Origin of the sequence: Bacillus xiapuensis (assembly GCF_002797355.1) — a bacterium.
Lineage (GTDB): Bacteria > Bacillota > Bacilli > Bacillales > Domibacillaceae > Bacillus_CE > Bacillus_CE xiapuensis.
In genome coordinates, this window is the sequence record NZ_KZ454939.1 from 741,687 (window position 1) to 765,724 (window position 24,038).

The 24,038-nt window shown below is 43.7% G+C and carries 29 protein-coding genes; 18 read left to right on the plus strand and 11 right to left on the minus strand.

Annotated features, from left to right (window positions below):
• The first annotated feature begins 256 nt into the window (after positions 1-256).
• The 3 genes from CEF20_RS03710 to CEF20_RS03720 all read left to right on the plus strand — a co-directional run bounded on the left by CEF20_RS03710 (position 257) and on the right by CEF20_RS03720 (position 2,728).
• A complete protein-coding gene (locus CEF20_RS03710) occupies positions 257-1,474 on the plus strand; it encodes an MFS transporter (RefSeq protein WP_100330521.1) in 1,218 nt (405 codons plus the stop codon).
• A gap of 55 nt (positions 1,475-1,529) precedes the next feature.
• Positions 1,530-2,474 carry a 3'-5' exoribonuclease YhaM gene (gene yhaM / locus CEF20_RS03715; protein ID WP_100330522.1) on the plus strand — a complete coding sequence of 315 codons (945 nt, stop codon included), beginning with the start codon at positions 1,530-1,532 and terminating at the stop codon, positions 2,472-2,474.
• Between the two features lie 80 nt (positions 2,475-2,554).
• The gene (locus CEF20_RS03720) at positions 2,555-2,728 is read left to right on the plus strand and encodes a sporulation YhaL family protein (protein WP_100330523.1); all 174 of its coding nucleotides are present in this window, start codon (positions 2,555-2,557) and stop codon (positions 2,726-2,728) included.
• Between the two features lie 57 nt (positions 2,729-2,785).
• Here CEF20_RS03720 and CEF20_RS03725 read toward each other — a convergent pair whose 3' ends face one another.
• The 5 genes from CEF20_RS03725 to CEF20_RS03745 all read right to left on the minus strand — a co-directional run bounded on the left by CEF20_RS03725 (position 2,786) and on the right by CEF20_RS03745 (position 6,042).
• Positions 2,786-3,682 carry a peptidylprolyl isomerase gene (locus CEF20_RS03725; RefSeq protein ID WP_100330524.1) on the minus strand — a complete coding sequence of 299 codons (897 nt, stop codon included), beginning with the start codon at positions 3,680-3,682 and terminating at the stop codon, positions 2,786-2,788.
• 155 nt (positions 3,683-3,837) lie between these two features.
• Positions 3,838-4,023, minus strand: a complete 186-nt coding sequence (locus CEF20_RS03730) for a hypothetical protein (RefSeq protein WP_408607799.1) — start codon at positions 4,021-4,023, stop codon at positions 3,838-3,840.
• Between the two features lie 216 nt (positions 4,024-4,239).
• Complete coding sequence (locus tag CEF20_RS03735; RefSeq protein WP_100330526.1) at positions 4,240-4,776, minus strand: DUF3267 domain-containing protein; 537 nt, start codon at positions 4,774-4,776, stop codon at positions 4,240-4,242.
• A gap of 177 nt (positions 4,777-4,953) precedes the next feature.
• Complete coding sequence (locus CEF20_RS03740; RefSeq protein WP_100330527.1) at positions 4,954-5,529, minus strand: HTH-type transcriptional regulator Hpr; 576 nt, start codon at positions 5,527-5,529, stop codon at positions 4,954-4,956.
• Between the two features lie 135 nt (positions 5,530-5,664).
• Entirely contained in the window at positions 5,665-6,042 is a 378-nt protein-coding gene (locus CEF20_RS03745; protein ID WP_100330528.1) for a YtxH domain-containing protein, read from the minus strand.
• A 135-nt stretch (positions 6,043-6,177) separates the two neighbouring features.
• On the opposite strand from CEF20_RS03745, the gene CEF20_RS03750 reads away from it, so the two are divergent.
• Complete coding sequence (locus tag CEF20_RS03750; RefSeq protein ID WP_232713358.1) at positions 6,178-6,423, plus strand: membrane protein YhzF; 246 nt, start codon at positions 6,178-6,180, stop codon at positions 6,421-6,423.
• A 41-nt stretch (positions 6,424-6,464) separates the two neighbouring features.
• On the opposite strand, the gene CEF20_RS03755 is transcribed toward CEF20_RS03750, so the two are convergent.
• Together CEF20_RS03755 and CEF20_RS03760 are read right to left on the minus strand one after the other, a co-directional pair.
• On the minus strand, positions 6,465-6,986 hold the full coding sequence (locus tag CEF20_RS03755; RefSeq protein ID WP_100330530.1) for a tryptophan transporter: 522 nt from the start codon (positions 6,984-6,986) through the stop codon (positions 6,465-6,467).
• A gap of 167 nt (positions 6,987-7,153) precedes the next feature.
• Positions 7,154-7,579, minus strand: a complete 426-nt coding sequence (locus tag CEF20_RS03760) for an HIT family protein (protein ID WP_100330531.1) — start codon at positions 7,577-7,579, stop codon at positions 7,154-7,156.
• Positions 7,580-7,728: 149 nt separating this feature from the next.
• On the opposite strand from CEF20_RS03760, the gene CEF20_RS03765 reads away from it, so the two are divergent.
• From CEF20_RS03765 to CEF20_RS03775, 3 genes are all read left to right on the plus strand, one after another.
• Entirely contained in the window at positions 7,729-8,466 is a 738-nt protein-coding gene (locus tag CEF20_RS03765; RefSeq protein WP_100330532.1) for an ABC transporter ATP-binding protein, read from the plus strand.
• Entirely contained in the window at positions 8,463-9,683 is a 1,221-nt protein-coding gene (locus CEF20_RS03770; protein WP_100330533.1) for an ABC transporter permease, read from the plus strand. The genes CEF20_RS03765 and CEF20_RS03770 overlap by 4 nt, the downstream gene beginning before the upstream one ends.
• 62 nt (positions 9,684-9,745) lie before the next feature.
• Positions 9,746-10,042: a hypothetical protein gene (locus CEF20_RS03775; protein WP_232713359.1), complete on the plus strand. Its 297-nt coding sequence runs from the start codon at positions 9,746-9,748 to the stop codon at positions 10,040-10,042.
• Between the two features lie 12 nt (positions 10,043-10,054).
• Here CEF20_RS03775 and CEF20_RS03780 read toward each other — a convergent pair whose 3' ends face one another.
• Entirely contained in the window at positions 10,055-10,567 is a 513-nt protein-coding gene (locus tag CEF20_RS03780) for an antibiotic biosynthesis monooxygenase family protein (protein ID WP_100330535.1), read from the minus strand.
• Between the two features lie 286 nt (positions 10,568-10,853).
• Here CEF20_RS03780 and hemE point away from each other — a divergent pair, with 286 nt between their 5' ends.
• The 9 genes from hemE (at position 10,854) to CEF20_RS03825 (ending at position 21,113) form a co-directional block, all read left to right on the plus strand.
• On the plus strand, positions 10,854-11,894 hold the full coding sequence (gene hemE / locus CEF20_RS03785; protein WP_100330536.1) for a uroporphyrinogen decarboxylase: 1,041 nt from the start codon (positions 10,854-10,856) through the stop codon (positions 11,892-11,894).
• 75 nt (positions 11,895-11,969) lie between these two features.
• On the plus strand, positions 11,970-12,896 hold the full coding sequence (gene hemH / locus CEF20_RS03790) for a ferrochelatase (RefSeq protein ID WP_100330537.1): 927 nt from the start codon (positions 11,970-11,972) through the stop codon (positions 12,894-12,896).
• Between the two features lie 36 nt (positions 12,897-12,932).
• Positions 12,933-14,342: a protoporphyrinogen oxidase gene (gene hemY / locus CEF20_RS03795; protein WP_100330538.1), complete on the plus strand. Its 1,410-nt coding sequence runs from the start codon at positions 12,933-12,935 to the stop codon at positions 14,340-14,342.
• A gap of 138 nt (positions 14,343-14,480) precedes the next feature.
• Positions 14,481-15,053, plus strand: a complete 573-nt coding sequence (locus CEF20_RS03800) for a TetR/AcrR family transcriptional regulator (protein ID WP_100330539.1) — start codon at positions 14,481-14,483, stop codon at positions 15,051-15,053.
• Positions 15,054-15,128: 75 nt separating this feature from the next.
• Positions 15,129-17,438 carry a YhgE/Pip domain-containing protein gene (locus CEF20_RS03805; RefSeq protein WP_100330540.1) on the plus strand — a complete coding sequence of 770 codons (2,310 nt, stop codon included), beginning with the start codon at positions 15,129-15,131 and terminating at the stop codon, positions 17,436-17,438.
• 176 nt (positions 17,439-17,614) lie between these two features.
• Entirely contained in the window at positions 17,615-18,580 is a 966-nt protein-coding gene (locus tag CEF20_RS03810; protein ID WP_157796185.1) for a YncE family protein, read from the plus strand.
• A complete protein-coding gene (locus CEF20_RS03815) occupies positions 18,577-19,257 on the plus strand; it encodes a response regulator transcription factor (protein WP_100330542.1) in 681 nt (226 codons plus the stop codon). Before CEF20_RS03810 ends, CEF20_RS03815 begins: the two co-directional genes overlap by 4 nt.
• Positions 19,254-20,654: a sensor histidine kinase gene (locus CEF20_RS03820; protein ID WP_100330543.1), complete on the plus strand. Its 1,401-nt coding sequence runs from the start codon at positions 19,254-19,256 to the stop codon at positions 20,652-20,654. Before CEF20_RS03815 ends, CEF20_RS03820 begins: the two co-directional genes overlap by 4 nt.
• A gap of 12 nt (positions 20,655-20,666) precedes the next feature.
• Positions 20,667-21,113 (plus strand): FixH family protein, encoded by a 447-nt coding sequence (locus CEF20_RS03825; RefSeq protein ID WP_100330544.1) that lies wholly within the window; start codon positions 20,667-20,669, stop codon positions 21,111-21,113.
• Between the two features lie 538 nt (positions 21,114-21,651).
• Here CEF20_RS03825 and CEF20_RS03830 read toward each other — a convergent pair.
• From CEF20_RS03830 to CEF20_RS03840, 3 genes are all read right to left on the minus strand, one after another.
• Positions 21,652-21,810, minus strand: a complete 159-nt coding sequence (locus CEF20_RS03830) for a YvrJ family protein (RefSeq protein ID WP_332849191.1) — start codon at positions 21,808-21,810, stop codon at positions 21,652-21,654.
• Positions 21,811-22,386 carry a DUF3238 domain-containing protein gene (locus CEF20_RS03835; RefSeq protein ID WP_100330545.1) on the minus strand — a complete coding sequence of 192 codons (576 nt, stop codon included), beginning with the start codon at positions 22,384-22,386 and terminating at the stop codon, positions 21,811-21,813.
• Between the two features lie 68 nt (positions 22,387-22,454).
• Positions 22,455-22,913, minus strand: a complete 459-nt coding sequence (locus CEF20_RS03840; protein ID WP_100330546.1) for a DUF6843 domain-containing protein — start codon at positions 22,911-22,913, stop codon at positions 22,455-22,457.
• A 315-nt stretch (positions 22,914-23,228) separates the two neighbouring features.
• Here CEF20_RS03840 and CEF20_RS03845 point away from each other — a divergent pair, with 315 nt between their 5' ends.
• Both CEF20_RS03845 and CEF20_RS03850 read left to right on the plus strand, forming a co-directional pair.
• Complete coding sequence (locus CEF20_RS03845; protein WP_232713360.1) at positions 23,229-23,711, plus strand: sigma-70 family RNA polymerase sigma factor; 483 nt, start codon at positions 23,229-23,231, stop codon at positions 23,709-23,711.
• On the plus strand, positions 23,701-23,916 hold the full coding sequence (locus CEF20_RS03850; RefSeq protein ID WP_100330548.1) for a hypothetical protein: 216 nt from the start codon (positions 23,701-23,703) through the stop codon (positions 23,914-23,916). The genes CEF20_RS03845 and CEF20_RS03850 overlap by 11 nt, the downstream gene beginning before the upstream one ends.
• The last annotated feature ends 122 nt before the right edge of the window (positions 23,917-24,038 follow it).

Below are 24,038 nucleotides of genomic sequence, written 5' to 3' on the forward strand. Positions count from 1 at the left end.
AGAGAGGGGGAGCTATCTCCTCATGATGAGCGCGCGAAAGGAGGTTCTATCATTATAGAGCCTCCTTTTATCTCGTATACAAGCTGCCGCAGAACTTTCCCTTCAACAAGAATGGAAAAGCCTTTATTCTTCTATTCAACAGCGAGTGATGAAAAAAATCCCCGCTGTTTGTAAGTTCACTTGATCATTTTCTCGCATCCCCGGTGATAATTAGATAAAATGGACATATTGCTATGCGTGAAAGAGGGGTGAATGTATGGATAAAACAGAACAAGGTCTCAAGCAAAATAAAGGGCCGCTGCTTTTGCTCAGCTTTAATTTGTTTATCATTATGGTTGGAATTGGTCTTGTGATTCCGATTTTGCCTTTTTATGTGGAGAAATTTGGGGCAGGAGCGCGAACGCTCGGAGCACTGATCGCCGTGTATTCATTTATGCAATTTATTTTTGCTCCGCTGTGGGGAAGGCTGTCCGACAAGATTGGCCGCAAACCGCTCATTACGGCTGGTTTAATCGGTTTCGCCGTTTCTGAATTTCTATTCGCTTTTGCTTCTAGCATTTGGCTGCTCTTTGCGGCACGCATTTTAGCTGGTGGCTTCGGTTCCGCTTTAATGCCAACGGCAATGGCTTATGTGTCCGATGTAACTTCCGATGAAGACCGCGGAAAAGGCATGGGAATTATGGGCGCAGCGATGGGGCTGGGAATTGTAATCGGGCCCGGTATTGGCGGATGGCTTGCAGAATATGATTTATCATATCCGTTTATTTTTGCCGGCATCGCAGCATCTGTGGCAGCGGTTGTCTCCGTTTTGATTTTGCCGGAATCCTATTCGCCTGAGCAGCGGGCGATAGATGCTGAAAGGAATAGAGCGGAATCATCTTCCAGCCGCATTGAGAAGCTGAAACAAACGATGCGCAGTCCCGCGGGTTTTTTGCTGCTGCTTGTGTTTCTGTTAAGTTTCGGCTTGGCCAACTTCCAATCGATTTTTGGGTATTATTCATGGGAGCGATATGGTTACGGCCCGAAAGAAGTGGGGCTGATTATGCTTATTATCGGCTTGATCGGCACGCTCGTTCAAGGGGCAGGCGTCGGTAGGATCACGAAGAAATTCGGGGATCAGCGCACTGTGCTGGGATCCTTGCTCCTTAGCGCAGTTGGGTTTATCCTGATGACACTGGCGAACAGCTTTGCGGGCGTGCTTGTCACAACAGGTATATTCTTTATCGGAAATTCATTGCTGCGCCCTTCCGTGAATTCATTGCTTTCAAAACAAGCCGGACCGCAGCAAGGGTATATCATGGGGCTGAATAATTCATTTTTAAGCTTGGGTAATGTAGCAGGCCCGTTAGCAGCAGGAGGGTTATTTGAATGGAATCTTCATCTGCCGTACATGTTCGGGGCGGCCATCATGCTTTTCGGATTCTCGCTTACTTACCGCTGGGCGAAACAGCATAGCCAGGAGGCCGTGCACTAATTCGGCCATAATAATTATGTTATGATTTAGTTATAGAATTGAAGGAGGGAGAAATATGGCTCATGGCATTACTCATTATGAAGCCGGACAGAGCGTTGAATGTTTTTTATTAATTAAGTCTGCCACCAGAAGCATCGCTGTCAATGGAAATCCTTATTTAACGCTTATACTGCAGGATAAGAGTGGAGATATTGAAGCGAAGCTCTGGGATGCAAAAGAAGAAACAGAAAAGCTGTATCAGCCGCAAACGATCGTAAAAGTTACGGGAGAAATTCAAAATTACCGCGGCCGGATGCAATTGAAAATTCGCCAAATCCGGCCATCGAACCCTAAGGATGACGTACAAATCAGCCAGTTCATTGAAACGGCGCCGATGAAACAAGAAGAAATGACAGAAGTCATTACTCAATATATTTTTGAAATGAAAAACCCGCATATTCAAAGAATGACCCGTTTTCTGCTGAAGAAACATTACGCGGAGTTTTTAGAATATCCCGCGGCTACGAAGAATCACCATGAGTTTGTTTCCGGCTTAGCGTATCATGTGGTTTCCATGCTTCGCCTGGCCAAGTCGATTGCGGAGCTGTACCCGTCGCTCAACCGCGATTTGCTGTATGCGGGAGTCATTTTGCATGATTTGGGAAAGGTGATTGAGCTATCTGGACCTATATCGACCTCTTATACAGCGGAGGGGAATTTGCTTGGACATATTTCGATTATGGTGACGGAAATCGGCAAGGCGGCAGAAGAGCTGGGGATTGCCGGGGAAGAAGTGATGATATTGCAGCATATTGTGCTGTCGCATCACGGGAAGGCCGAATGGGGAAGTCCAAAGCCGCCGATGGTAAAGGAAGCGGAAGTTCTTCATTATATCGACAATTTAGATGCGAAAATGAATATGCTCGACCGCGTGCTGGAGCGCACGAAGCCAGGCGAGTTTTCAGAGCGGGTATTTGCTCTTGACAATCGTTCGTTCTATAAGCCGAGCTTTTCATCCTAACATGCCCTTAATGGGGCATGTTTTTTTGTAAGCTGAATATACATAAGTAGCAAATGCGGGATAGAGGAGGAGCGGGATCAATGACATTTCCCATTTGGATGTATATCGTAGTAGTAGGCATTTTTTTCAGCGCATTTATGACGGTGAAAACGTCCAGAGCCGAAAGGAAGGCAGAGATGGACATCATCGAGCAGGAAGGGCAGGTTTATATTCAAAGAATGGAGAGAGAAAAAGAATTCAAAATGAAAAACTGATAAAAAACAGGCTGGCACTCACTGTGCCAGCCTGTTTTCCCGCTGAGGTTCCCCGCTTTATTTTTCTTCTTTCGGTTTGCCTTGAGCCGGAGCTTCCGGACTTTCAAAAGCGCCTTTTAAATCTTTATCTTCCACTTTTACATCTGCTGCTTTTAATTCTTTTTCAAGCTTTTTCTGTGTAGCAGCCGGGTCGACTTTCGATGCTTTCAGTTCTTCTGCCAATTGATCTTTCAGCTCTTTAAACGGTTTTTTCTCTTTTTTGTCCATGACTTCAATAATGTGGTAGCCAAATTCTGATTTAACGGGTTCGCTTACTTGATTTACCTTTAGTTCAGCTAAAGCTTTCGTGAATTCAGGAACAAATTGCTGGCGTCCTTGATTATCAATCCAGCCGAGATCTCCGCCTTTTTGAGCAGAGCCCGGATCGGATGAGTGCTCTTTTGCAACCTCTTCGAATTTAGCGCCTTTTGCAAGCTTATCCTTGACTTCCTTCGCCTGCTTTTCATCCTTCACTAGAATATGGCGCACTTTAACGGGTGCCTGCCATTTGTCATAGTATTCCTTCAGTTCTTTATCTGACACTTTAATATCCGAAGTCGCAAGCTTTTTGCGCATTAATTCCAGTTCTAAAAAGTCTTTGAAGCTTTCATCATTCAGATTATATTGTGCGAGGAAAGCGTCATATTGTGAACCTAATTGTTCCTTCGCTTTCTTCAGTTCCTTATCTACTTCTTTATCCGATATCTCATATTTTTCGGACAAGACGTTCTTGTACATCAGTTCTTGAAGCGCCTGTTCCATTTGCGGTGAATATTTTTCCTTCATCGCTTCATACAATTCTTTTTGGGTTACATCTCCAGCTTTTGAGGTAGCGACGACATTACCGTCTGCGCCGCATCCAGCAAGGCCGACTGCCCCCGCCGCTAAAGAAATAGACAGTATCCACTTTTTCATTGATCTTAACAACTCCCTAATTAATTAACCGGCTTGAAAACAAGCAGCGGCTTTTGCATTTTTTCTACAGGACATACTATAACATAATTCAAGCATACAGCCAAAGCATTCGCTGAGAAAAGGAAACGAGCCGGGCTTTTTTAGCTCAGCTCGTTTTATGTAAAAAGGATTTCTACATAGGATGAAATCAGCAAAATCGTAATATAAATATTTATAGTACGGAAGATTTTCGGATGCCGTTCTTCCGGGATCTCTCTTTGGATGCAAAGAATATTCGTCATTCGGTTAATATTGTAGAGAATAATGACGGAAAAAATAATGAATGCAATGATGACGGAGATCAATGTTTGTTCCCTCCTTTGTTAGTCATATGTAATAAACATACCAAAAGTTGTGCAAAAAAGATAGAAAAACAGTTTGAGGCAGCGAGCAAAGTCCCTGTAACAAACTGTTTTCTATCTTTTATCCCGCCAGTAACAGGCCTTACGATTCCCCTTCAAGAGTGGAGGGGAGAACAAACAGCGGAGAGGAAAGCCCCCGCTGTTTGGAGCTTCACTTTATTGCGGAATCAGGATTTCGTATCCATGGTCATGCTCCTCGATGACCGCGTATTTAGGAGAAGTGACGAGCGCCTTGACGTAAAGAAAATCAAGAGCGCAAATTCCCGTGTGAACAGCAGCCAGCATGGTAAAGTAATGCATATAGTGCGGGAGGAGGCTGCCGCAGATGAGCAATGCAGGATTAATAATGAAAAAGGGCAGAAGTAAGCATAGGATGAACTGTTTTTTAGGAATCGGCTTTTTAATGTTAAGAAACAGAACCGGCAAACAAAAGAATTTTATTTTATATTTCAGCTTTATATGTCCCAAACAGCGCCACACCGGCAGAATATGCACCAGCTTATGAAGCGGGTACACCGCGAGCAAGCCAATGAGAAACAGTTCAAAGTAAGCTGAGTACAATGTTTCTGAATACATCGACTGCATAAAGGCAAAGCTGAAAGAGAAAAATATCATCATCAGCAAAAAGGAAAAAATCATGATTTTATTAAAACCGTATCTTTTTTCGAAATCAAATGTACGCCAACATTTCATCGGAATAATCCCTCCAATTGACGGTCAGTCAAATAATCGCTTACCTAATTTACGATGACCTGAGGGAAAAATCAACCTAAATTTTAATAAAAATATGTAAAAATTAAGTGAAGAATTGAGCAAGCTGTTCTTTATTTAATACGGAAGTCTGCTTCTTCCGTATTAAATGGAGGGTTGTTAGTTTGTCGGGGTTTTCTTGGCTGCTGTTTGGACGAGTGTACCGTCGACTTCATCAAAGTCTTGATCAATGTTATGGATGGATTTTTCAAGAATGTCCATAAAGTCGCTGCCGTAAATATTTTTGATGATGGCCATGACTTCCATTAAATCAGGGAACTTTCCAAATAAATCTCTTAACGGCGCCGTGCTTTTAAATACAGAGTTATTGCGAGGGTCATAGCTTTCCATGAGAGCAAGAAGCGTTTGCTCCCCTTTTTCCGTGATTTGCACATACGTGTTGCGCTTATCGTTTTCCTTTTTAGAGAACTGCAAAAATCCTCTTTCTTCTAATTTTTTTGAAAAATTAAAAGCGGTGGATACGTGCATGACGCCAAATCTGGCTACATCTGAAATGGAAGCGCCGTTTAAGTGATAGGCGATCCATAAGATATGGTGCTCATTAATATTTAAATCATAAGGTTTAATCCAATTTTGCCAATCTTTCTCGACGGCTTTCCACAAGGCTTTGCTTAATTGAGCCATCCTCTGGCTGAATATAAGCGCTTCTTTCATTGAATATGAATGATTTGTCATAAACTGCACCTTCTCCTGCTAAATAGTTTCACTCCCAATAGACTAAAAGAATTATAATAGGTAATTTTATTATGCCAATAAAGTAAAAAATAATAAAGATCTAAAATGACTAAATTTTCACAAAAAAAGCGAACCTTATTTAGGCTCGCTTTTTTTGCCGGGAGCAGGCAGAGCGGTTTGCAATTCCTTCACGGTGGATTGCAGCTCCGTCATTTCCTTTTGCAAATTATGCAAGTGGGGCTCGGCGCTTTCTCTCCATAGTGCCGCACTGACCTTAAGACCAGCTGGAATATCGCCTAATTGTTCTTTGCTCACCGCTGTTAAATTCTTCACAGCAGTTTTTATTTGTGTGACATCATTCTTAATTTCTTCGCCTGAACTTTTAGCAAAAGCCCCGGCAGCATGGAGCTTTTCCCGAGTTTCCCGACCGGACATTGGCGCGTTCAGCAGTGCAGCAGCAGCTCCGATGGCTGTGCCAGTTATAAGTCCTGCTAATAATGTTTTCTTATTCATGTCTTTCCACCTCGTAATGAATGTATTCTTGATCAATCATTAAATTCCTTTATTTCCTTTCACTGGGACAAAGTCATTACTGGCTTGTTTCAGCATAGTATGTAAGAAAAGTCTTCCCTTATTGTATTTCCCAATATGCTTGAAAAGCAAACGATTAATGATGGACGGGGAGGGGTGGCATCAATGGAAGGCGTTATTTTTGGGTTTTATGCGATCGGTTTCATTCTTCTAATGGGCATGGTGAACCATATACGGGCCATCTGGAAGCCGGGGCTTACGATGACGAGACGCTCACTAAAGCAGAGAGCCATCGTATTGGGATTAGCAGGTGCCGGCAGTGTTGTAATTGCTGTGATATTGACCTTTTTGGGGAATGGATAATATTTTTCAAAAAAAAGAACCCTGAGAGGGTTCTTTTTTATTTATTGGGCTTGCTCTGTTGATCTCGCCCGCTTCAGCAGGGGATGGGCGATTGGGTAAAGGATCGCCATTACAATAGCGTTAATGGCAGCTGCCGGAAGCACGACCGTCACAAATAACGCGCTGAAAGGGCCGGGAAGTCCGAAAATTAAAAGCGCAGATATGAGGAATATCACTCCGGATACAATGGTGCCGACAGCGGTCAAGATGGCAGCTCCAGCCACATTGTTTGTCCGTTTAAAAGTGATGAGAACCAATCCGTAAAAGATAAGCGCTGTAATGGGCTTTTCAATTAGGTTTGGAATCAACCCGCCTGGAAAAGCCGTCGTCAAACCTGAGATCACCCCGGTGGCGAAGCCGACTAACAGTGCATTTTGAAAGCTTGCGAATAATAAAATTCCCAAAAACATCATCGTTAGCATCATATCGGGCTTCATGCCAAGAAACAATCCCGGCACGACCGCATGAAGCACGGCGCCCATACCTACTAGCAGTGAAAGGCTAACAAGTGATTTCGTATTCATTTTTCTTCTCTCCTCTTCTCTTCTAAACTCAGCTTTGCTTTTCCCGGAGTGCTCTTAATGCCGCCGGCGAAAAGTTAGCTCAATTATATCATATCGCTGAAAATGAAGGGAAGGGAAAATTCTGAAAAAAGGAAGGAGAGAGGCTCCTTCCTTAAAAAGCGGTTTCCTTATTTCTGAATTTGGCCGGCAATAGCTGCGGCAATTTGTTTGAATTCATCTTGTGTGTATTGACTGTCGCTGGCATGGAACACTGGATGGAAACCGTCTTTCTGCCCATAACGCGGAATCAAGTGGATATGATAGTGAAAAACGGTTTGGCCGGCAATGGCGCCATTATTATTTAAGATATTGAGTCCATCAGGCTGGAATTCCGCTTTAATGGCATTGGCGATGGCAGGAACCGTTTCAAACAAGCGAGCCGCTTCATCCGCCGGCAGCTCAAACACATTCTCCCGATGGGTTTTCGGTATGACGAGCGTATGTCCTTTGGTCACTTGGCTAATGTCCAGAAAAGCATAGACGTGGTCGTCTTCATATACTTTGGCTGATGGAATATCTCCGTTTATAATTTTGCAGAAAATGCAGTCGCTCATTTTATTCATCCTTTCTATTATGTATAATTGGCAAAATTTTATCATAAAACCAGACAGTATGAAATAGACAAGCTAATAAGAGAAAAATGAGTTTTCAGAGAGATTTTGCTAAAATAGTGATAATCCATTTATGAGAAAGGACGTTATCTATGTCTTTGTTAGAAGTAAAAGAGCTAGTCGGCGGTTATACGCGCAAGCCTGTGTTGAAAAAGATATCATTTTCGGTTGAACAACGGAGCATTGTCGGCTTAATCGGTTTAAACGGTGCCGGGAAGAGTACAACGATCAAACATATTATCGGATTAATGGAGCCGAAGCAAGGGCAAGTGCTGATTAACGGGCGTTCCTTAAAGGATAGTCCGGATAAGTACCGCCAGCAATTCTCTTATATACCAGAAACTCCGATTTTATATGAAGAATTGACATTGGAAGAGCATATGAAGCTAACAGCAATGGCTTACGGCCTGACGGAAGGGGAGTACAATGAGCGGATTCAGCCGCTGTTAAAAGAGTTTCGGCTGGATCAGAAGATGAACTGGTTTCCGGCTTATTTTTCGAAAGGCATGAAGCAAAAAGTGATGATTATGAGTGCTTTTTTGACGGAGCCATCCCTTTATATCATCGATGAGCCTTTTTTGGGCCTTGATCCTCTCGGCATCCAATCGCTGCTCGATTGGATGAAAAAAATGCGCGATCACGGTGCGGGAATTTTAATGTCCACTCATATTTTGGCAACGGCCGAAAAATATTGTGATTCTTTCATCATCCTGCACAATGGAGAAATTCGCGCGCAAGGCACAATTGATGAGCTGAGAGCGCAATTCCATATGGCGGGGGCGTCCCTCGATGATATTTACATTCAATTGACGAAGGAAGAAGATCGATGAAGAATATTGAGCAATTATGGAAAAACAGGACGGAAGCTTATTTTGCGGAGCTTCGCAAGTATTTGCGCTATATGCTGAATGATCATTTGCTGTTTGTGCTGGTATTTGCGCTGGGAGCCGGCCTTTATTATTACAGCGGCTGGGTCAAGACGCTTGATCATACATTTCCGGCTCCGCTCATCATGGCTGCCACTCTTGGAGCCCTACTGGCTTGGAGTCCTGTGAATACGCTGTTAATGCGAGCTGATACCGTCTTTTTATTGCCGCTTGAGGAAAAAATGGGGACATACTTTCAAAAAGCAATTCGATCAAGCTTTTTTTCACAAATGTATTGGCTGGTTGCTGGATTGGCTTTCTTTATGCCAATGTATACTCAAGTCAGGGGAGGGGCTGCTTCATCATTTCTTCTTTGGCTGGCGGTTTTGCTGCTTCTAAAAAGGTGGAACCTGCAGCTGCGCTGGTATGTGCTGAAGCAGCAGGAAAAGGAAAGTCATTTAGTGGATCTAGCAATTCGTTTCATACTGAACGCCTTGCTGCTCTATTTTCTCTTCTCGGATGTTTCTTTTGTATTTGTGTTGGTGGTTGCAGCTGTGCTGGCCGGATATGGTCTTTACTTTAGAGCCGCCTCGCAGCGGCTGGCATTGAAATGGGAAACGCTTGTTCATTTGGAAGAGAAGCGAATGGCTGCCTTTTATCGCCTAGCCAATTTATTTACGGATGTTCCTCATTTAAAAGGAACAGTTAAGCGGCGCCAATGGCTGGACCCGCTTTTGGGACGGCTGCCGTTTAGCCAGTCTTCCGCCTTTAATTATTTATTCCGCCGTGCATTTATCCGGATGAATGAGTACTTTGGCCTATTTATGAGATTGACAGTGATCGCCGCGCTTTTGATAGATTTCAGTGATCAAGAGCTGTTGCAATTGATCGTCGCCCTCCTGTTTATTTATTTAACAGGATTTCAGCTGCTGCCCTTGATTCGGCGTCATGATTTGAAGGTTTGGCTGTCACTTTATCCGCTTCCCGCTTCAGAAAAAAGAAAGGCGCTGTTATCTCTTCTTTTCCGGTTACTTGGCCTTCAAGCTGTTGTTTTCGGAGCAGCTGCCGGCATTAGCCAGTCTGTTGCTCAAGGGGGAATAGTTCTCGGTGCCAGCTTATGCTGGGTTTTCCTATTTGTTAAAGTCTATGCTCCATCCAGATTGAAACGAATGGAAAAATAGGAAAAGAGGGAAGAGCTGTCCAGAAAGCCAGTGAAAACCGGCTTTCTGCTTCGTTTATTTGCGTGAAAAAACATCCTATGAGAAATGGCCAGCTGAAGCTGGGATGTAACGGACAGATGGCGTTTTGCAGATTTTCCTTACTGAGGATCGGCAAGAAGCACACGAAGTTTGGGATTGTAGCTTCTTGGAGACAAGCAAAAAGAGAGGGGGATTTTTCCCCCTCTCTTTTAATTGAAGGATGTATTGGGCGGCTCCCGTTTGTATTATTCCAGCTCTTAAATGCCCGATTCGTTCGGGACAGCGCGATGCAGGTGACAAAGGCGCAGCAGCAGGAGGCTGCAGTGGCAGCTGCTGTTTGAAGGGGGATTTTATCAGTCTTCTTCGCTGGGAACAGTATAAGCTGTGACATAGGAAGGGGAGGCGAATATCTTCGGCTGCTGATCGATGCCATCCGCCGTTCCGCGTTTTTCATGCGCCTTGTGGTAGGCTTGCGAATTTTTCCAGCCGTTAAAGGAGTTTTGATCCTTCCATTGGGTTAAAATGATATAGGTGCTGGAATTCAGCGGGCGCAGCACACGAATAGCGATGAAGCCAGGCACTGATTCAATTGCGCGAGCTCGGTTTTTAAAACGGTACTCAAAAACGGGGCGCCCTTCGTCCGTGACGGGAATGTTGTTGCAAACGACATAACCGCGGTCGGCTAGTTCACCGAAGGCATCGATTACCTCATATTTTCTCGGAGAGTTAAATATTGTTTTTTTCTCTGATTCGTGAAGTAATGCTGCTCCTTCCGCATTCTCCATTAAGACCATTTTTTCATGAGGGTGCTTTTCTTTTATTTTCTGTAAAAAGTCATATGTGCCTGATGTGATAAAAATATTCACTCTTCTCACCTCATCCATAAATTAATCGACCGTTATTCTATTCAATTACACGTTAAATGATCCGTATAAACAAGTAATGTGCTCATTAAGCCGCTTCCATACATACTTGCGCATTTTTTCTTTGGCGAAATTATGACAGTTATGTGCGCGGCTATACTTTTACCTGGAAAACAACTATAGTGTAAACGTATCAATACATAGACAATAATCATTTCATTTCGGTAAATGATTTTATATAATGACAGATAGTGACTTCTGCAGGATGAAAGGTGGACGAATAATCAATATGAGGACCATAAATGATACTTTTTTAAAAGCGGCCAGAGGGGAGAAAACAGATTATACACCGGTATGGTATATGCGCCAAGCAGGACGTTCTCAGCCGGAATACCGTAAATTGAAAGAGAAATATTCGCTGTTTGAAATTACTCATGAACCGGAGCTGTGCGCCTATGTGACTAGACTGCCAGTGGAGCAGTATCATGTCGACGCAGCAATCCTTTACAAAGATATAATGTCACCGCTTCCATCAATCGGTGTGAAGGTTGAAATTCAATCCGGGATCGGACCGGTTATTGACCAGCCTATTCGTTCTTTGGCGGATGTGGACAATCTGGGACAAATGGATCCTGAAAGTGACGTGCCTTATGTCCTCGAAACAATTCGGCTGCTGACACAAGAGCAGCTTGATGTACCGTTAATCGGATTTGCCGGCGCTCCCTTTACTTTAGCAAGCTATATGATCGAAGGAGGGCCATCGAAAAACTACAATAAAACCAAAGCATTTATGTATGCGGAACCTAATGCTTGGTTTGCTTTAATGGATAAATTGGCTGAGATGACGGTTACATATGTGCGCGCCCAAGTGAAGGCGGGAGCGCACGCGGTGCAAATTTTTGACTCCTGGGTCGGCGCATTGAATGTCGAAGATTACCGTTTATTTATTAAACCGGTCATGGAAAGAATCTTCAATGAATTACGCGAACTAAATGTGCCGTTAATCATGTTCGGTGTCGGAGCAAGCCACCTGGCGATGGAATGGCATGACTTGCCGATCAATGTCGTAGGCCTTGACTGGCGGCTGCCGATTCAAGAAGCGAGAGCGATGGGCATAACAAAAACGGTACAGGGCAATTTGGATCCGGCTATTTTACTGGCGCCATGGGAAGTTATTGAGGAGCGCGCGAAGGCTATTTTAGATCAGGGCTTAGCTCAGCCAGGCCATATTTTTAATTTGGGGCATGGAGTGTTTCCTGATGTCAATCCGGAAACATTGAAGCGATTAACAGCCTTCATTCACGAATATAGTGCCGGCAAACGGGAATAAGTCATGAGGCTGAAATATAAAAAAGGAGCAGATGCCTAATCCTGCGCTTAGAATGATGACTACGAGGTGAAAGACATGGCAAAAAGAAGAATGGGTTTATTAGTAATGGCGTACGGCACGCCGTATAAAGAAGAAGATATTGAGCGGTACTATACCCATATACGAAGAGGACGAAAACCGTCACCTGAAATGCTGGAGGATTTGCGTTCCCGCTACGAAGCGATCGGCGGCATATCTCCGCTTGCTGCTATTACACGCAAACAAGGCGAAAAGCTGGAGCAGTATTTGAATGCCACACAAGAGGACATTGAATTTAAAATGTATCTAGGCTTAAAACATATTGAACCATTCATTGAAGATGCTGTTCAACAGATGAAAGCAGACGGCATGGAACAAGCTGTTTCGATTGTGCTTGCTCCGCACTTCTCAACATTTAGCGTGAAATCCTATAACGGGCGCGCTAAAGAAGAAGCAAAAAGACTGGGCGGGCCAGAAATTGCAGCGGTGGAGAGCTGGTATAAAAATCCTAAGTTTATCAATTATTGGGCAGAAAAGGTGAGAGAAACCGTAGCTTCTATGCCAGAAGCAGAGCAGGAGAGCTATGTGCTGATTGTCTCAGCTCACAGCCTTCCGGAAAAGATCATTCAAATGAATGATCCTTATCCCGGACAATTGAAAGAAACAGCCGACTTGATTGCAGCTCGGGCAGGAGTCAAAAACTACGAAATTGGCTGGCAAAGCGCCGGCAACACACCTGACCCGTGGATTGGCCCAGATGTGCAGGACTTAACGAGAGAGCTGCATGCAAGAGAAGGGTATAAGGCATTTATTTATGTGCCGGCGGGATTTGTGTCAGATCATTTAGAAGTATTATATGACAATGACTATGAATGCAAAGCCGTCACGAAGGAAATTGGGGCCAGCTATTACCGTCCCGAAATGCCGAATGCTCAGCCGGAGTTTATCGAAGCGCTGGCCAATGTTATTATGAAGCATATATAAGCAAATGGATTATTAGATAAAGAAGGCGATGTTACAGTGTTGGAAGAAGCGAAGAAGGTAGTTATAGTTGGCGGAGGAATTACGGGAATCACAGCAGCTTATTATTTGCAAAAGCAAGCAAAGGAAAAAAGTCTTCCGCTCACGGTCATGTTAATAGAAGCCACACCTCGTCTCGGAGGAAAAATTAAAACCATCCATAAAGATGGCTTTATTATTGAAAGAGGTCCGGATTCTTTTCTAGCGCGCAAAAACAGTGCGGCGAGGCTTGCTGAAGCAGTCGGCTTATCCGATCAGCTTGTCACCAGTGCTAACGGCCGTTCCTATGTGATCGCCAACGGCCAGCTTCATCCCCTGCCTGGAAAAACCAGTATGGGGATTCTAACACAATTATCATCCTTTCTAACGTCTAGTCTTTTCACGATACCAGGGAAAATCCGAGCCTGTGCAGATTTCATTCTGCCAAAATCACATCCGCAATCCGATCAGTCTCTCGGACGCTTTTTCAGAAGACGTCTTGGAGATGAAGCGGTTGAAAACTTAATCGAGCCGCTGCTTTCCGGCATATATGCAGGCGATATAGACAAGCTGAGCTTAATGGCCACCTTTCCGCGATTCTATGAATTGGAGCAGACTTATCGCAGTTTATTAATAGGTATGACAAGAACCATGTCTGCATCGGAACAGGCGAGAGGAAAGGATGCGGGTGCGTTTATGACGTTGAAAAACGGATTGGAAACATTAGTGGAAGCCATTGAAGAAAACTTGGAGGAGGGCTCTGTCCTAAAGGGAACGCGGGTAGACAAGATTGAAATGGGAGCGGAAGGCGCTTATCATTTAGCGCTTAATAGCGGCAAAACCATCCGAGCCGACAGCGTGGTCGTTGCCACTCCGCATCCTACTTTGCCTGCTATGATGCCTCAGTACAGTTTTTTCGCTGAATTAAAAGATATGGCAGCTACATCGGTGGCCACAGTCGCTATGGCTTTTCCGAAAGAAGCGATGGCAAAGAATATGAACGGGACGGGATTCGTCGTTTCCAGAAATAGCGACTTTACGGTAACAGCTTGCACTTGGACGCATAAAAAATGGCCGCATACAGCGCCTGAGGGCAAGGGATTGCTGCGCTGTTATATTGGCCGCTCTGGCGATGAAACGGTAGTGGAATTATCTGATGCCGAAATCGAGCATATTGTGATGGAGGATTTAAACAAAGCGATGGATATTCCAAAGCAGCCGGAATTCACAATCGTCAGCCGCTGGGAAAAAGCGATGCCGCAATACACCGTCGGGCATAAGGAGCGTCTGGCTGAGATGAGGAAACAAATGAACCAAGACTTGCCGGGCCTATTTATTGCCGGGAGTTCATTCGCTGGCGTCGGACTGCCGGATTGTATCGACCAAGGGGAAGCAGCTGTACGGAAAGTGCTTGATTATCTGCAATTTTAAGAGAAAGGAGACCGCACTGCTGGCTGTCTCCTTTTTATGGCTTCGAGGAAGGCTTGCCAGGCCTGCTGATTTGTAGTAAATTACTATTTGTACACATTGACTGAATTCTTCATTTGGTCAATCCAAAGGAGGGAGCGCATGTCGGTTGACCGTAAGCAGCAAATTATCGAAGCAGCGACGAAATCCTTTTCGCTGTTTGGCTACAAAGCAACAACGATGGATCAAGTGGCAAAATTAGCGAATGTCGGAAAAGGAACAATTTACAATTTTTTCAGCAATAAAGAAGAGCTATTCAACGAGATTGTGCAGTCTTTGATTACAGAAATGCGCAAGGCAGCGGAGAAAGCAACCGCCCCGCAATATTCGTTTCATGAAAACGTTCACCGGGCGCTCTTTCAAATCTTAAAGTTTAGAAAGGATCATCAATTAACGATTAAGCTGTTTCAGGAAGGGAAAGAGATGGGAACTCTTGCTGTTCTCGAGGTGATGAAGAAGATGGAGGATGCGATCCTTTCTTTCATCACAGAAAAAGTAAAACAGGCGGTTCAAGCGGGGGAAATTAAGAAATGCAATCCAGAAGTGACAGCATTTATTATGTTAAGGCTGTATGTTTCATTGATCTTTGACTGGGAGCAGCGCAAGGAGCCGCTGAATGAAAAGGAAATTTCTCATTTGTTCGAACTGTATTTATTAGAGGGATTATCCAAATAAGGTGATTCCTTTTCTTTTTTACCCGAATGACCAAATGAATATTATGGTCAATAATTCTAATGATAGGAGGAAGCCATGAGACAGTCATTATTCATTGCTGAAATGAAGGGAATTTTGCATAATCGTAAGCTTTTAGTGCCTATTTTGGCGGTAATCACGATTCCGCTCTTATATGCAGGGATGTTCTTGTGGGCATTCTGGGATCCCTACGAAAATTTAAAAGAGCTGCCGGTTGGCGTTATCAATCATGATCAAGGTGCTGACTTAGAAGGAGAGAAACTGACGCTAGGCAAGGAGCTCGAAAAGGAAATAAAAAAAAGTGATGAATTTGATTTTCGGATTATAGACGAGAAGGAAGCGAAACGGGGGTTAGAACATCAGAAATATTATATGCTGATAGAGATCCCCGCTGACTTCTCAAGCAACGCAGCGACTTTACTGGAGGAGCAGCCGAAAAAGCTGGAACTGAAGTATGTTCCAAATGAAGGGTTTAACTTTCTCTCTTCACAGATGGGAGACACCGCGATGAAAGAAATTCGCGCTGCGCTGCAAAAAAAGATTACGAAGACATATTCTGAAACGATGTTCGCTAAAATCAAGAAAATGGGTAAGGGCTTCAAAGAGGCTAGCAGCGGAGCCGGAAAGCTGGATGAAGGAACGGGTAAGTTAACAGAAGGGGCTGCCAAGATTAAAAAACACTTAGCAGTGCTTGCTGGAAGTTCCATTCAATTTACGCAAGGACTGACTAAAGCAGGAAAGGGCTCAAGCGAACTGGCTTTTGGTGCTGCTAAGCTGCACTCCGGATTGGGGCAGCTGCATTCCGGTCAGAATCAGCTGGTTGCTGGAGGCAAAGAGCTTCAGTCCGGAACAGGAGAGCTGGCTGCTGGGATATCCAAGATGCAAAACGGGCTTCATGCTGTGGACGGACATATGCAGAAATTGACTTCCGGCATGGCCCAAGCGCAGGCAGGCGTCCAGCAATTTCAGGAAAAGCTGCCGGCACTCAAGAAAGGGGCGAGCGGTTTGGCTGCCGGCGCTGAGCAATTGAATAATGGGCTCAGTCAATTGGAGCAGCAATTGGTTGCCAAAATCAATCAATCCATGACGCAGCAACTGGAAGAAGCGACGCCATTATTGCAGCAAACATTAACGCCAGATCAAATCGCTTTGGTAAAGCAGCATGTGGCGAATCAGCAGAAGGAGCTGGTACAAGGGATAACAGGCGAAATCGGCAAATTGAAGGCAGGAAGCCAGCAGCTTGCCTTGGGCTCCAAGGAATTAAGCGGCGCCATCAATGGCCAATTAGCGCCGAATATGCAGAAATTAAACAGCGGACTGAATGATCTCCAAAAAGGCCAGAAAACTTTGCAGGCAGGTGTTCATAAGCTTGCTTTAAGCGGTGATCAGCTAGCTGGCGGCACGCAAGCACTGCGCTCCGGCGAAAGTGAGCTAGTGAGCGGCATGGAACGCGTCGCCGGCAAAATAGGTGAAGCGAAAGACGGTACTGCCAAGCTGGCTGAGGGGGCTGAATCCTTACAAGGAGGACTGAATCAGTTAAAGGACGGTTCGAAGAAGCTGTCAGAAGGAACCGGCCAATTGGCTGCAGGCTCAAGCGAACTCGCCAATGGGACAACAGAGCTTGAAAAAGGCGTAAAAGAGCTTCATGACAAGCTTGGGGATGCTGCAGCAAAGGCCAATTCAGTGCAAGCAAAGGATGAAAATTATGACATGATGGCCGATCCGGTAACAGTTGACAAAGAGGCTGTGAACCATGTGCCTAATTACGGCACCGGATTTGCTCCTTACTTTCTTTCGCTCGGTTTATTTGTAGGAGCTTTATTGCTAACTATTGTTTTCCCGTTAAGAGAACCGGCCGCTCGTCCGAAAAATGGATACAGCTGGTTTATTGGCAAGTTTGGCATTCTTTTGATTGCTGGAACCGCTCAATCCATATTGGCAGCAGCTGTCTTGCTGTTGGGCTTGAAAATAGAAGTCCAGAGCGTTCCGCTTTTCTTAGGGACAACCATGATTACAAGTTTCACCTTTATTGCGCTCGTTCAAATGCTCGTGACGATTATGGGGGATCCGGGACGGTTTGTGGCAGTATTAATTCTGATCTTCCAATTAACAACTAGCGCGGGAACATTTCCGCTGGAATTAATACCGAATGCGCTGCAGCCCGTTAGCGCTTTGCTGCCCATGACCTACTCAGTTTCCGCATTTAAAGCGGTCATCTCAAGCGGTGACTTTGCTTTCATGCGGGAAAATCACGCGATTCTCGGTTTGTTCGCTGCTGTTTGTATTGGAGTGACAATCGTCTTCTTCCAAGGGCTCTTCAAACGGCGATTTGGGAACGAGCACGTAATGGCAGGAAAAGAAGGATAAATAGAATGGGGACGGCTTGCGGGCGCTCCAATCCGGGCGGAATTCTTTCTAAATTGGAGGTTCCGCTGCGGTTTGGCCGCTTTGTTTAAAGCCGGCCTCATTTTTTTATTAGTTTTCAAATTTATTTCACATTTTTTTCTTATAATAGAAAGCAAAGCAGATGGAAGGAGAATAATGTGAATACTCGTCTACTTGCCATGCTGGCAGCTGTCATGATTCTCGCTTCCGGATGCAGTTCTCCCGCTTTTCCGCCCATTCATGAAGACCGCTATCTATTTACATTAAATTTAAGGGATTCTTCTTTAACTTTTATCGATTATCAAGGAGAGCGATTGGCTGATTGGAAGCTGGAAGAGATGTTCACGGGAGGTGTCTTGTTTCCCGACCAAGATCGCTTGCTGCTATACGGAACACAATTGGATCATGCGGCATTGTATTCTTTATCGGAGGGCCGGCTGCTGGAAGAATGGAAGGTGCCTGAAGGGACGACAGGAGCTCTTTATTTAAAAGAAAGCAAGGAAATTGTTTTAGCCAATAAGGAGGATCGTTCCCTTCATTTTTACAATGAGGAAGGGAGAGAAACAGATATCGTCAGAACGGGGAAATATCCGATGTCACTGGCAGCGTATCAAGACTGTCTTTATGTGATTAACTATCAGGATACGATTCTCTCGGAAGTGGATCTGAAGAAGAAAAAAGTCTCGAGAGAATTCGCCATCCCCTCTTCTTCTGCCGGTCTGATGATTCAGCCAGAGGAGAAAGAATTGTGGGTTGGCGGGCATGGACATGGAAAGAAAGCACAATCCTATGTGCAGATTTATTCGCTGGAAACCGGCAAGAAGAAGCAAAAGGTGGAAGCGCCGGTTATGCCCGTCGATTTCATTGAACACCAAGGGCGTTATTATGTCATCAGCCACGGTTCGAACATGGTGTATATGTTCAATGAAAGGAAGAAACAAATGAAGCAGCACGAAGTCGGAGCAAACCCTTTCACACTCGCGGCAATCGATGATCATATCGTTACGGCCGGTTTCGATAATGACAAGCTTTATTATTTAAACAAAGATCATTTAAAGATTGAAAAGCAGGTACAGACCGGTAAAGGCCCATTTAGGATATTTGTGAAGGAGCAAGAGAAATGACTCATATTTTGATTGTGGATGATGAGGAAGATATGCGCCATTTGATCTCCATGTATTTGGAGAATGCCGGAATTTCAGTGAGCCAGGCAGCGGATAGCAGGGAAGCGAAAGAAGAGCTTGCTTTGGGCAAAGCTGATCTTGTGCTACTGGACATTATGCTGCCGGGAAAAAGCGGCTTTGACATATGTGAGGACATCCGCCAAACAAGCGATATTCCGATTATTTTTCTCACGGCGAAAGGGGATGAATGGGATAAGGTGAAAGGATTGCAAATTGGCGGTGATGACTATATTGTGAAGCCATTTTCTCCGGGAGAATTAACCGCTAGAATTCAGGCGGTTCTGCGCAGATTTCACAAGCAGGGCGATCAGATGACAAGCATGGCGAGAGCAGGCATCACAGTTGATTTGAATTCTCATTCAGTCAGAGTCAATCAACAAACGGTCTCCCTTACATTGAAGGAGTATGAGCTTTTGGTTTTACTGATGAAAAATCCAAGCCGGGTCTTTTCCCGGGAGCAGCTGCTGGAGGTGATCTGGGGAGAGGATTACAGCGGGGGTACAAGGACGGTCGATACTCATATTAAAACGCTGCGGATGAAGCTGGGAAAAGCAGCAGGAGCAGCGATAGCAACCGTATGGGGAATTGGCTATAAATTTGAGGAACCGGATTCATGAGCCTTGCAAAGAAGCTGTGGCTGACGCTATTAGCGACGCTATTGTTATGTATCGGTTTCGCCTATGGGTTATCGAATATTTTATATGAAAAACTGTACGTCGCAAGCGTGGAAAAGGAGCTTTTGCAAGCGGGCAAAAGCTTGGCGCTTGATTATCAAGGCGGCGATCTGACAGATGAATTTATCCAGCAAGTAAACTGGTATAATGAGAAAGCCAGTTTTGAAGTGTTTGCTGTCAGAAACCCGCGCGAACTGGCCGCTTGCATCCCTTTTGAGATTGATTATGAGACATTGATTGGACCGGCTGAGCGGGAACAGCTGCTTAAAAATAAGCCGGTTAAGAAAGTGGGCTATGTGGCCCGCTTTGACCGCCAGGTTGTTTCTGTTATTATGCCCTTGCTTGAAGAACAGCGCCTTCAAGGCATTCTTTATTTGTATGTGCCGCTGGAGAATATTAAAGAGCTGACGGCAGACCTGACGATTTACTGGGGGGCAGGAGCCGCATTCTTTCTGTTTATCTTATTATTGATCGGGCTCAAGTGGGCGAGGTATTTAACCAAGCCTCTTGAAGAAATGAAGACGGCTGCTGTAAGGCTTGCGGAGGGGGATTTTTCAACAAGGGTGAAGGTTCCCGCCAAGGATGAGATCGGGCAGCTGGCTGAGACCTTGAACCGCATGGCCGAGTCGATTGATAAAGAAGATGAACGAACGAAAGAATTCTTGGCTACGGTTTCTCACGAATTGCGGACGCCGTTAAGCTACATAAAAGGATACAGCGAGGCGCTCTCAAGCGGCATGGTGAAAGAAGAGGAAGAACGAGAAAGATACTTTCACATTATTACGCGAGAATCGAAGCGGATGGAACGACTCGTAAATGATTTAATGGAGCTGATTAAGCTTGAGAGCGATTCCTCTGCGTTAGAAAGGGTTCCGCTGCCGCTGGCCGAAACCATTCGCCAAACGCTGGACAAGTTAAAACCGGCTGCTAAACAAAAAAAGATTGAGCTTACAGAAGAGCTTGATCATCAAATTATTATAGAAGGGGATGAGGGGCGGTTAGAGCAAGTGATTGTGAATTTGATTGATAATGCGCTCCGTTATACAGAAGAAGGAGGGCGCATTCACTTGCGGCTATCTAAGCAGGCGGATAAAGCGATTATGGCCTTGTGCGATTCAGGCATTGGCATACCGGCAGAAGATGTACAGAAGATTACAGAGCGGTTTTATCGGGTGAATAAAGCCCGCACAAGATCGGATGGCGGCACGGGCTTAGGGCTGTCGATTGTTGAGAATATCGTAAAAGGTCATGGCGGCCGGCTTATGATTGAGAGTGAGTATGGCCTGGGGACAACGGTAACAATTGAATTTCCTTTGCTTCAAGATATGGATGATTTATAAGGAGTGGTTAAAATGAATAAACAATTTTTCATGATCATAGCGGTTTGTGCAGCACTGGTGTTAGGTGCATGTGGAGCCAAAGAACCAAAGAAAGAAGAAAACGGTGCGCCGAAGCCGCTGGCAGCTGATCTGCAGGTGCCTGATAAAGCGGACGTTGATGAAGAAGTAAAGTTCCAGACTAAGGTCACACAAGGAGCTGAAGCAGTGAGTGATGCGGACGAAGTGAAATATGAAGTGTGGCGGGACGGCAAGAAAGAATCCAGTGAAATGATTGAGGCTAAGTCAATTGGAAAAGGCCGCTATACAGCGAAAAAAGCCTTCGAAGCCGATGGCGTATATTACGTGCAAGTGCATGTGACAGCTCGCGGGCTGCATACAATGCCAAAAGCGGCCATCACTGTCGGCAAGGCAGCAGCACCTAAAAAAGAAGAAAAGACTTCGGATGATCACCAGCACTAATAAATAAAAGAGGGTGTACCGAAACAGCCTGTTGAGATGAAACCAACACGACTTCCCCTAAAACGATCAAAGACGTAACGAGCATTATTATGAATGCCTACTATGAAAAAAGCAACAAAAAACCGTTGAGGAAACACATAACCGGGCAACATTTCTATTTGAGAAGTCGTTGCAGGAACGCTTGGATAAACTAGCTAACGGACGGCGCGGTTTTAAAACGATGTTCATGAACAAAGCCATTGAAGCACTTCTGGATGAAATGGAAGATCTCGAAGGATTCGGTAAGAAGTGAAACGGATCGAGCATGCCTTTTATCAGGTAATTAGAAGAGATAATTACAGATTTTCCGAACAAGAAAGCCCACACAGGTCGCAGACCGTCTTTAGACGTGGGAGTCTCAAAAGCATGAGATTTTTATTGTTAGATTAAGTGAATGGTTAAAATTTTAAAAAAACCGATTGCTATGTGAGCAATCGGTTTTTTGGGTTTGCCGTAGTGATCTCGTCTAAGTTGCAGCCAGAAATATGCAATGACAATATCAGGTTTTCTTCTTTATTTCACTGATAAGCGTCTCAATTGTGTTTTCCAACTGTTTAAAACTTTTTTCTAATCGATTCAGCAAATAAAACACTAGTATGATGGGGAAGCCGACATTCCCCAGTGCATGTATCCAATCAAATTGGCTCCCCATATTCATTTACGCTCTTTTTCCAACATTTACAGGGTGTTCCATAGGTGGATACAGTGATCCCATTGTTTCCCCAGTCTTGCGTGGATTATGTGACCAAATGAGTTGAGGTTTCTGGTCTCCAATTTTTCTCCAAAGCTCATACCCAGGGAATCCATCGTGATTACCGGTAATTCGGATATGGCCTGAACGGGTAAGTTTTATAGTAAACTTGTAATCAATTGCAGGAGCGTAAGGGATAAATGGATTTTTACTGTGACAAACACAATCCAGATATAAAATCCCATTGACTACGCGTTTCTTATACGTTAAGTCCGAGCGAGGAGCTTTTTTTGTATCTTTGTCAATTAACTTCCCGCGTGCATCTAATCGTTCTTTAATTGTATATCCAGTGTTTTTTGTGGCTTTCACCCCATAGTTACCAGCTGTATTAATTCGAAACCTTTGATGTGTCCGGTATTTATCAGACAAAAAACTCTCATTGCGGCCATCGCCGTGAAAGACGACAGATCCTTCTTCGTTAGCGAAAAACACGACTCTACTTTGTGGAATCCAAGTTTTTAGGCGAAGCTCTACAATGGCCATAAATAAAAAACCCCTTTATCTTTTTTTATAAGCTGCGCAACTTATATTAGATAAAGGGGGAATGATAACTATTTTAACAACCTTTCGATCTTATTTAGACAAATATCTTTACCATCCTCAATTTTCACTCCGAAAGATTCAACTTGAAATTTGTCATTTTCATAAGAACCGTGGTTATGACCTATAATATCTTCAGTTGAGAGTTCACTTACTTTTTTTCCTTTTTCATCTACATACGCATAGGTGGTATCATGAAATCCAGAGCCGTTTTCTCCTTCCCAGCCAAAATCGTATGGGGAAGATGTATATAGGACCCCTTCATCATTAAACCTATAGGTAATATTTTGGTTTTTTATCTTTAATGCTGGTGCATCTTTTACATCATATACAACAATGGCACACCCCTTAAAACCCATAGGTAATTCATAAGAAACTGAGTAGCGTTCATCTCTAGTTATAAACATATACACAAGCCACCCTATAAATATCAGGATAATAATGCTGGGCAGAATTCGTTTATCTTTCATCAAGATCCCTCCTTTCTTTTATCTTAACCTAATTTTATCTAATTGAATTAATTTATTATAAAATGCAGAAAAAAGTGGGTGTAAATTATAACGAAGGCAAATACTAGGATATAATAGATACATCATAAAAAATTTTTCTAAAGGTTGTTTTTTTTCTCCTTATGGTTCCTTTATGTATAGAGAGAGAAAGGAAACAACTCTTTTTTTTAGTTAAACAACGAACAAATGTTTGATGGGAGTGTGTTGATGAAATCAAAATTGGTCTTGTCCATACTTAATAGTAATCCAATTCTAAAAGAATTTTTTCGTTGCGAAGTGAACCAATCATTATTGAGGGAATATAGAGAAACACGGAACGAAAACGTTAGATTGCAGCTGGACACACGATTTAAGTCTTTTTACTTTAAAGTAAAGACCATTTCGTATTTAAGTAAATTAATCCATTTTGAAGCGATCCATTTTGATCAAAAAATCAGACAAAACCATGAGCGATTTTCATTGATACTGGACAAAAACGTTGAAGGATCAGAAATAAGATTAATTGACTTGATTGAGGACAATAGTCAAGAAGAGTTATCGATGAATCAACTAGAAGACTACATAACAGATGAAAAGGTTTATAGTGCAGTGAGTTCATTAACGAATAAACAAAAGAGGATTTTGTATTTAATGTTTGTGAAAGATAAAAAAGAGAAAGAGATATCCTCGATTCTTGGAATATCACAACAGGCGGTGTCTAAGCAGAAAAAAGCAGCCATAAAGAAGATTCGAGAGAGGTTGGATATTAATGAGAAATAGTAGCCTAAAAATAGAAAACAGAGAAATTGTTTCAATTATCGAAAAGCTAGAACCTAAAATTAAAAAGTCGCTGCTGCAAGCAAGCTATGAGCATCGAGAAGATCTTGCGCAGGAAATTAAAGAAAAAATTATTATTAAATTAAAAAATGAGGAACTCGCGAAGATTCCAGGTCTTTTTGAATTTATTGAAAAGAATGTAAGATAGTTCGAATTGTAATTGATCCGGAAAGTAAAAAGGGGCTGTCCCAAAAGTCGGTGACTCCAACTTTTGAGGACAGCCCCACCTCTTTTATTTTAGGGACTTATTAGGCAGCCCCTTTCTGTTTG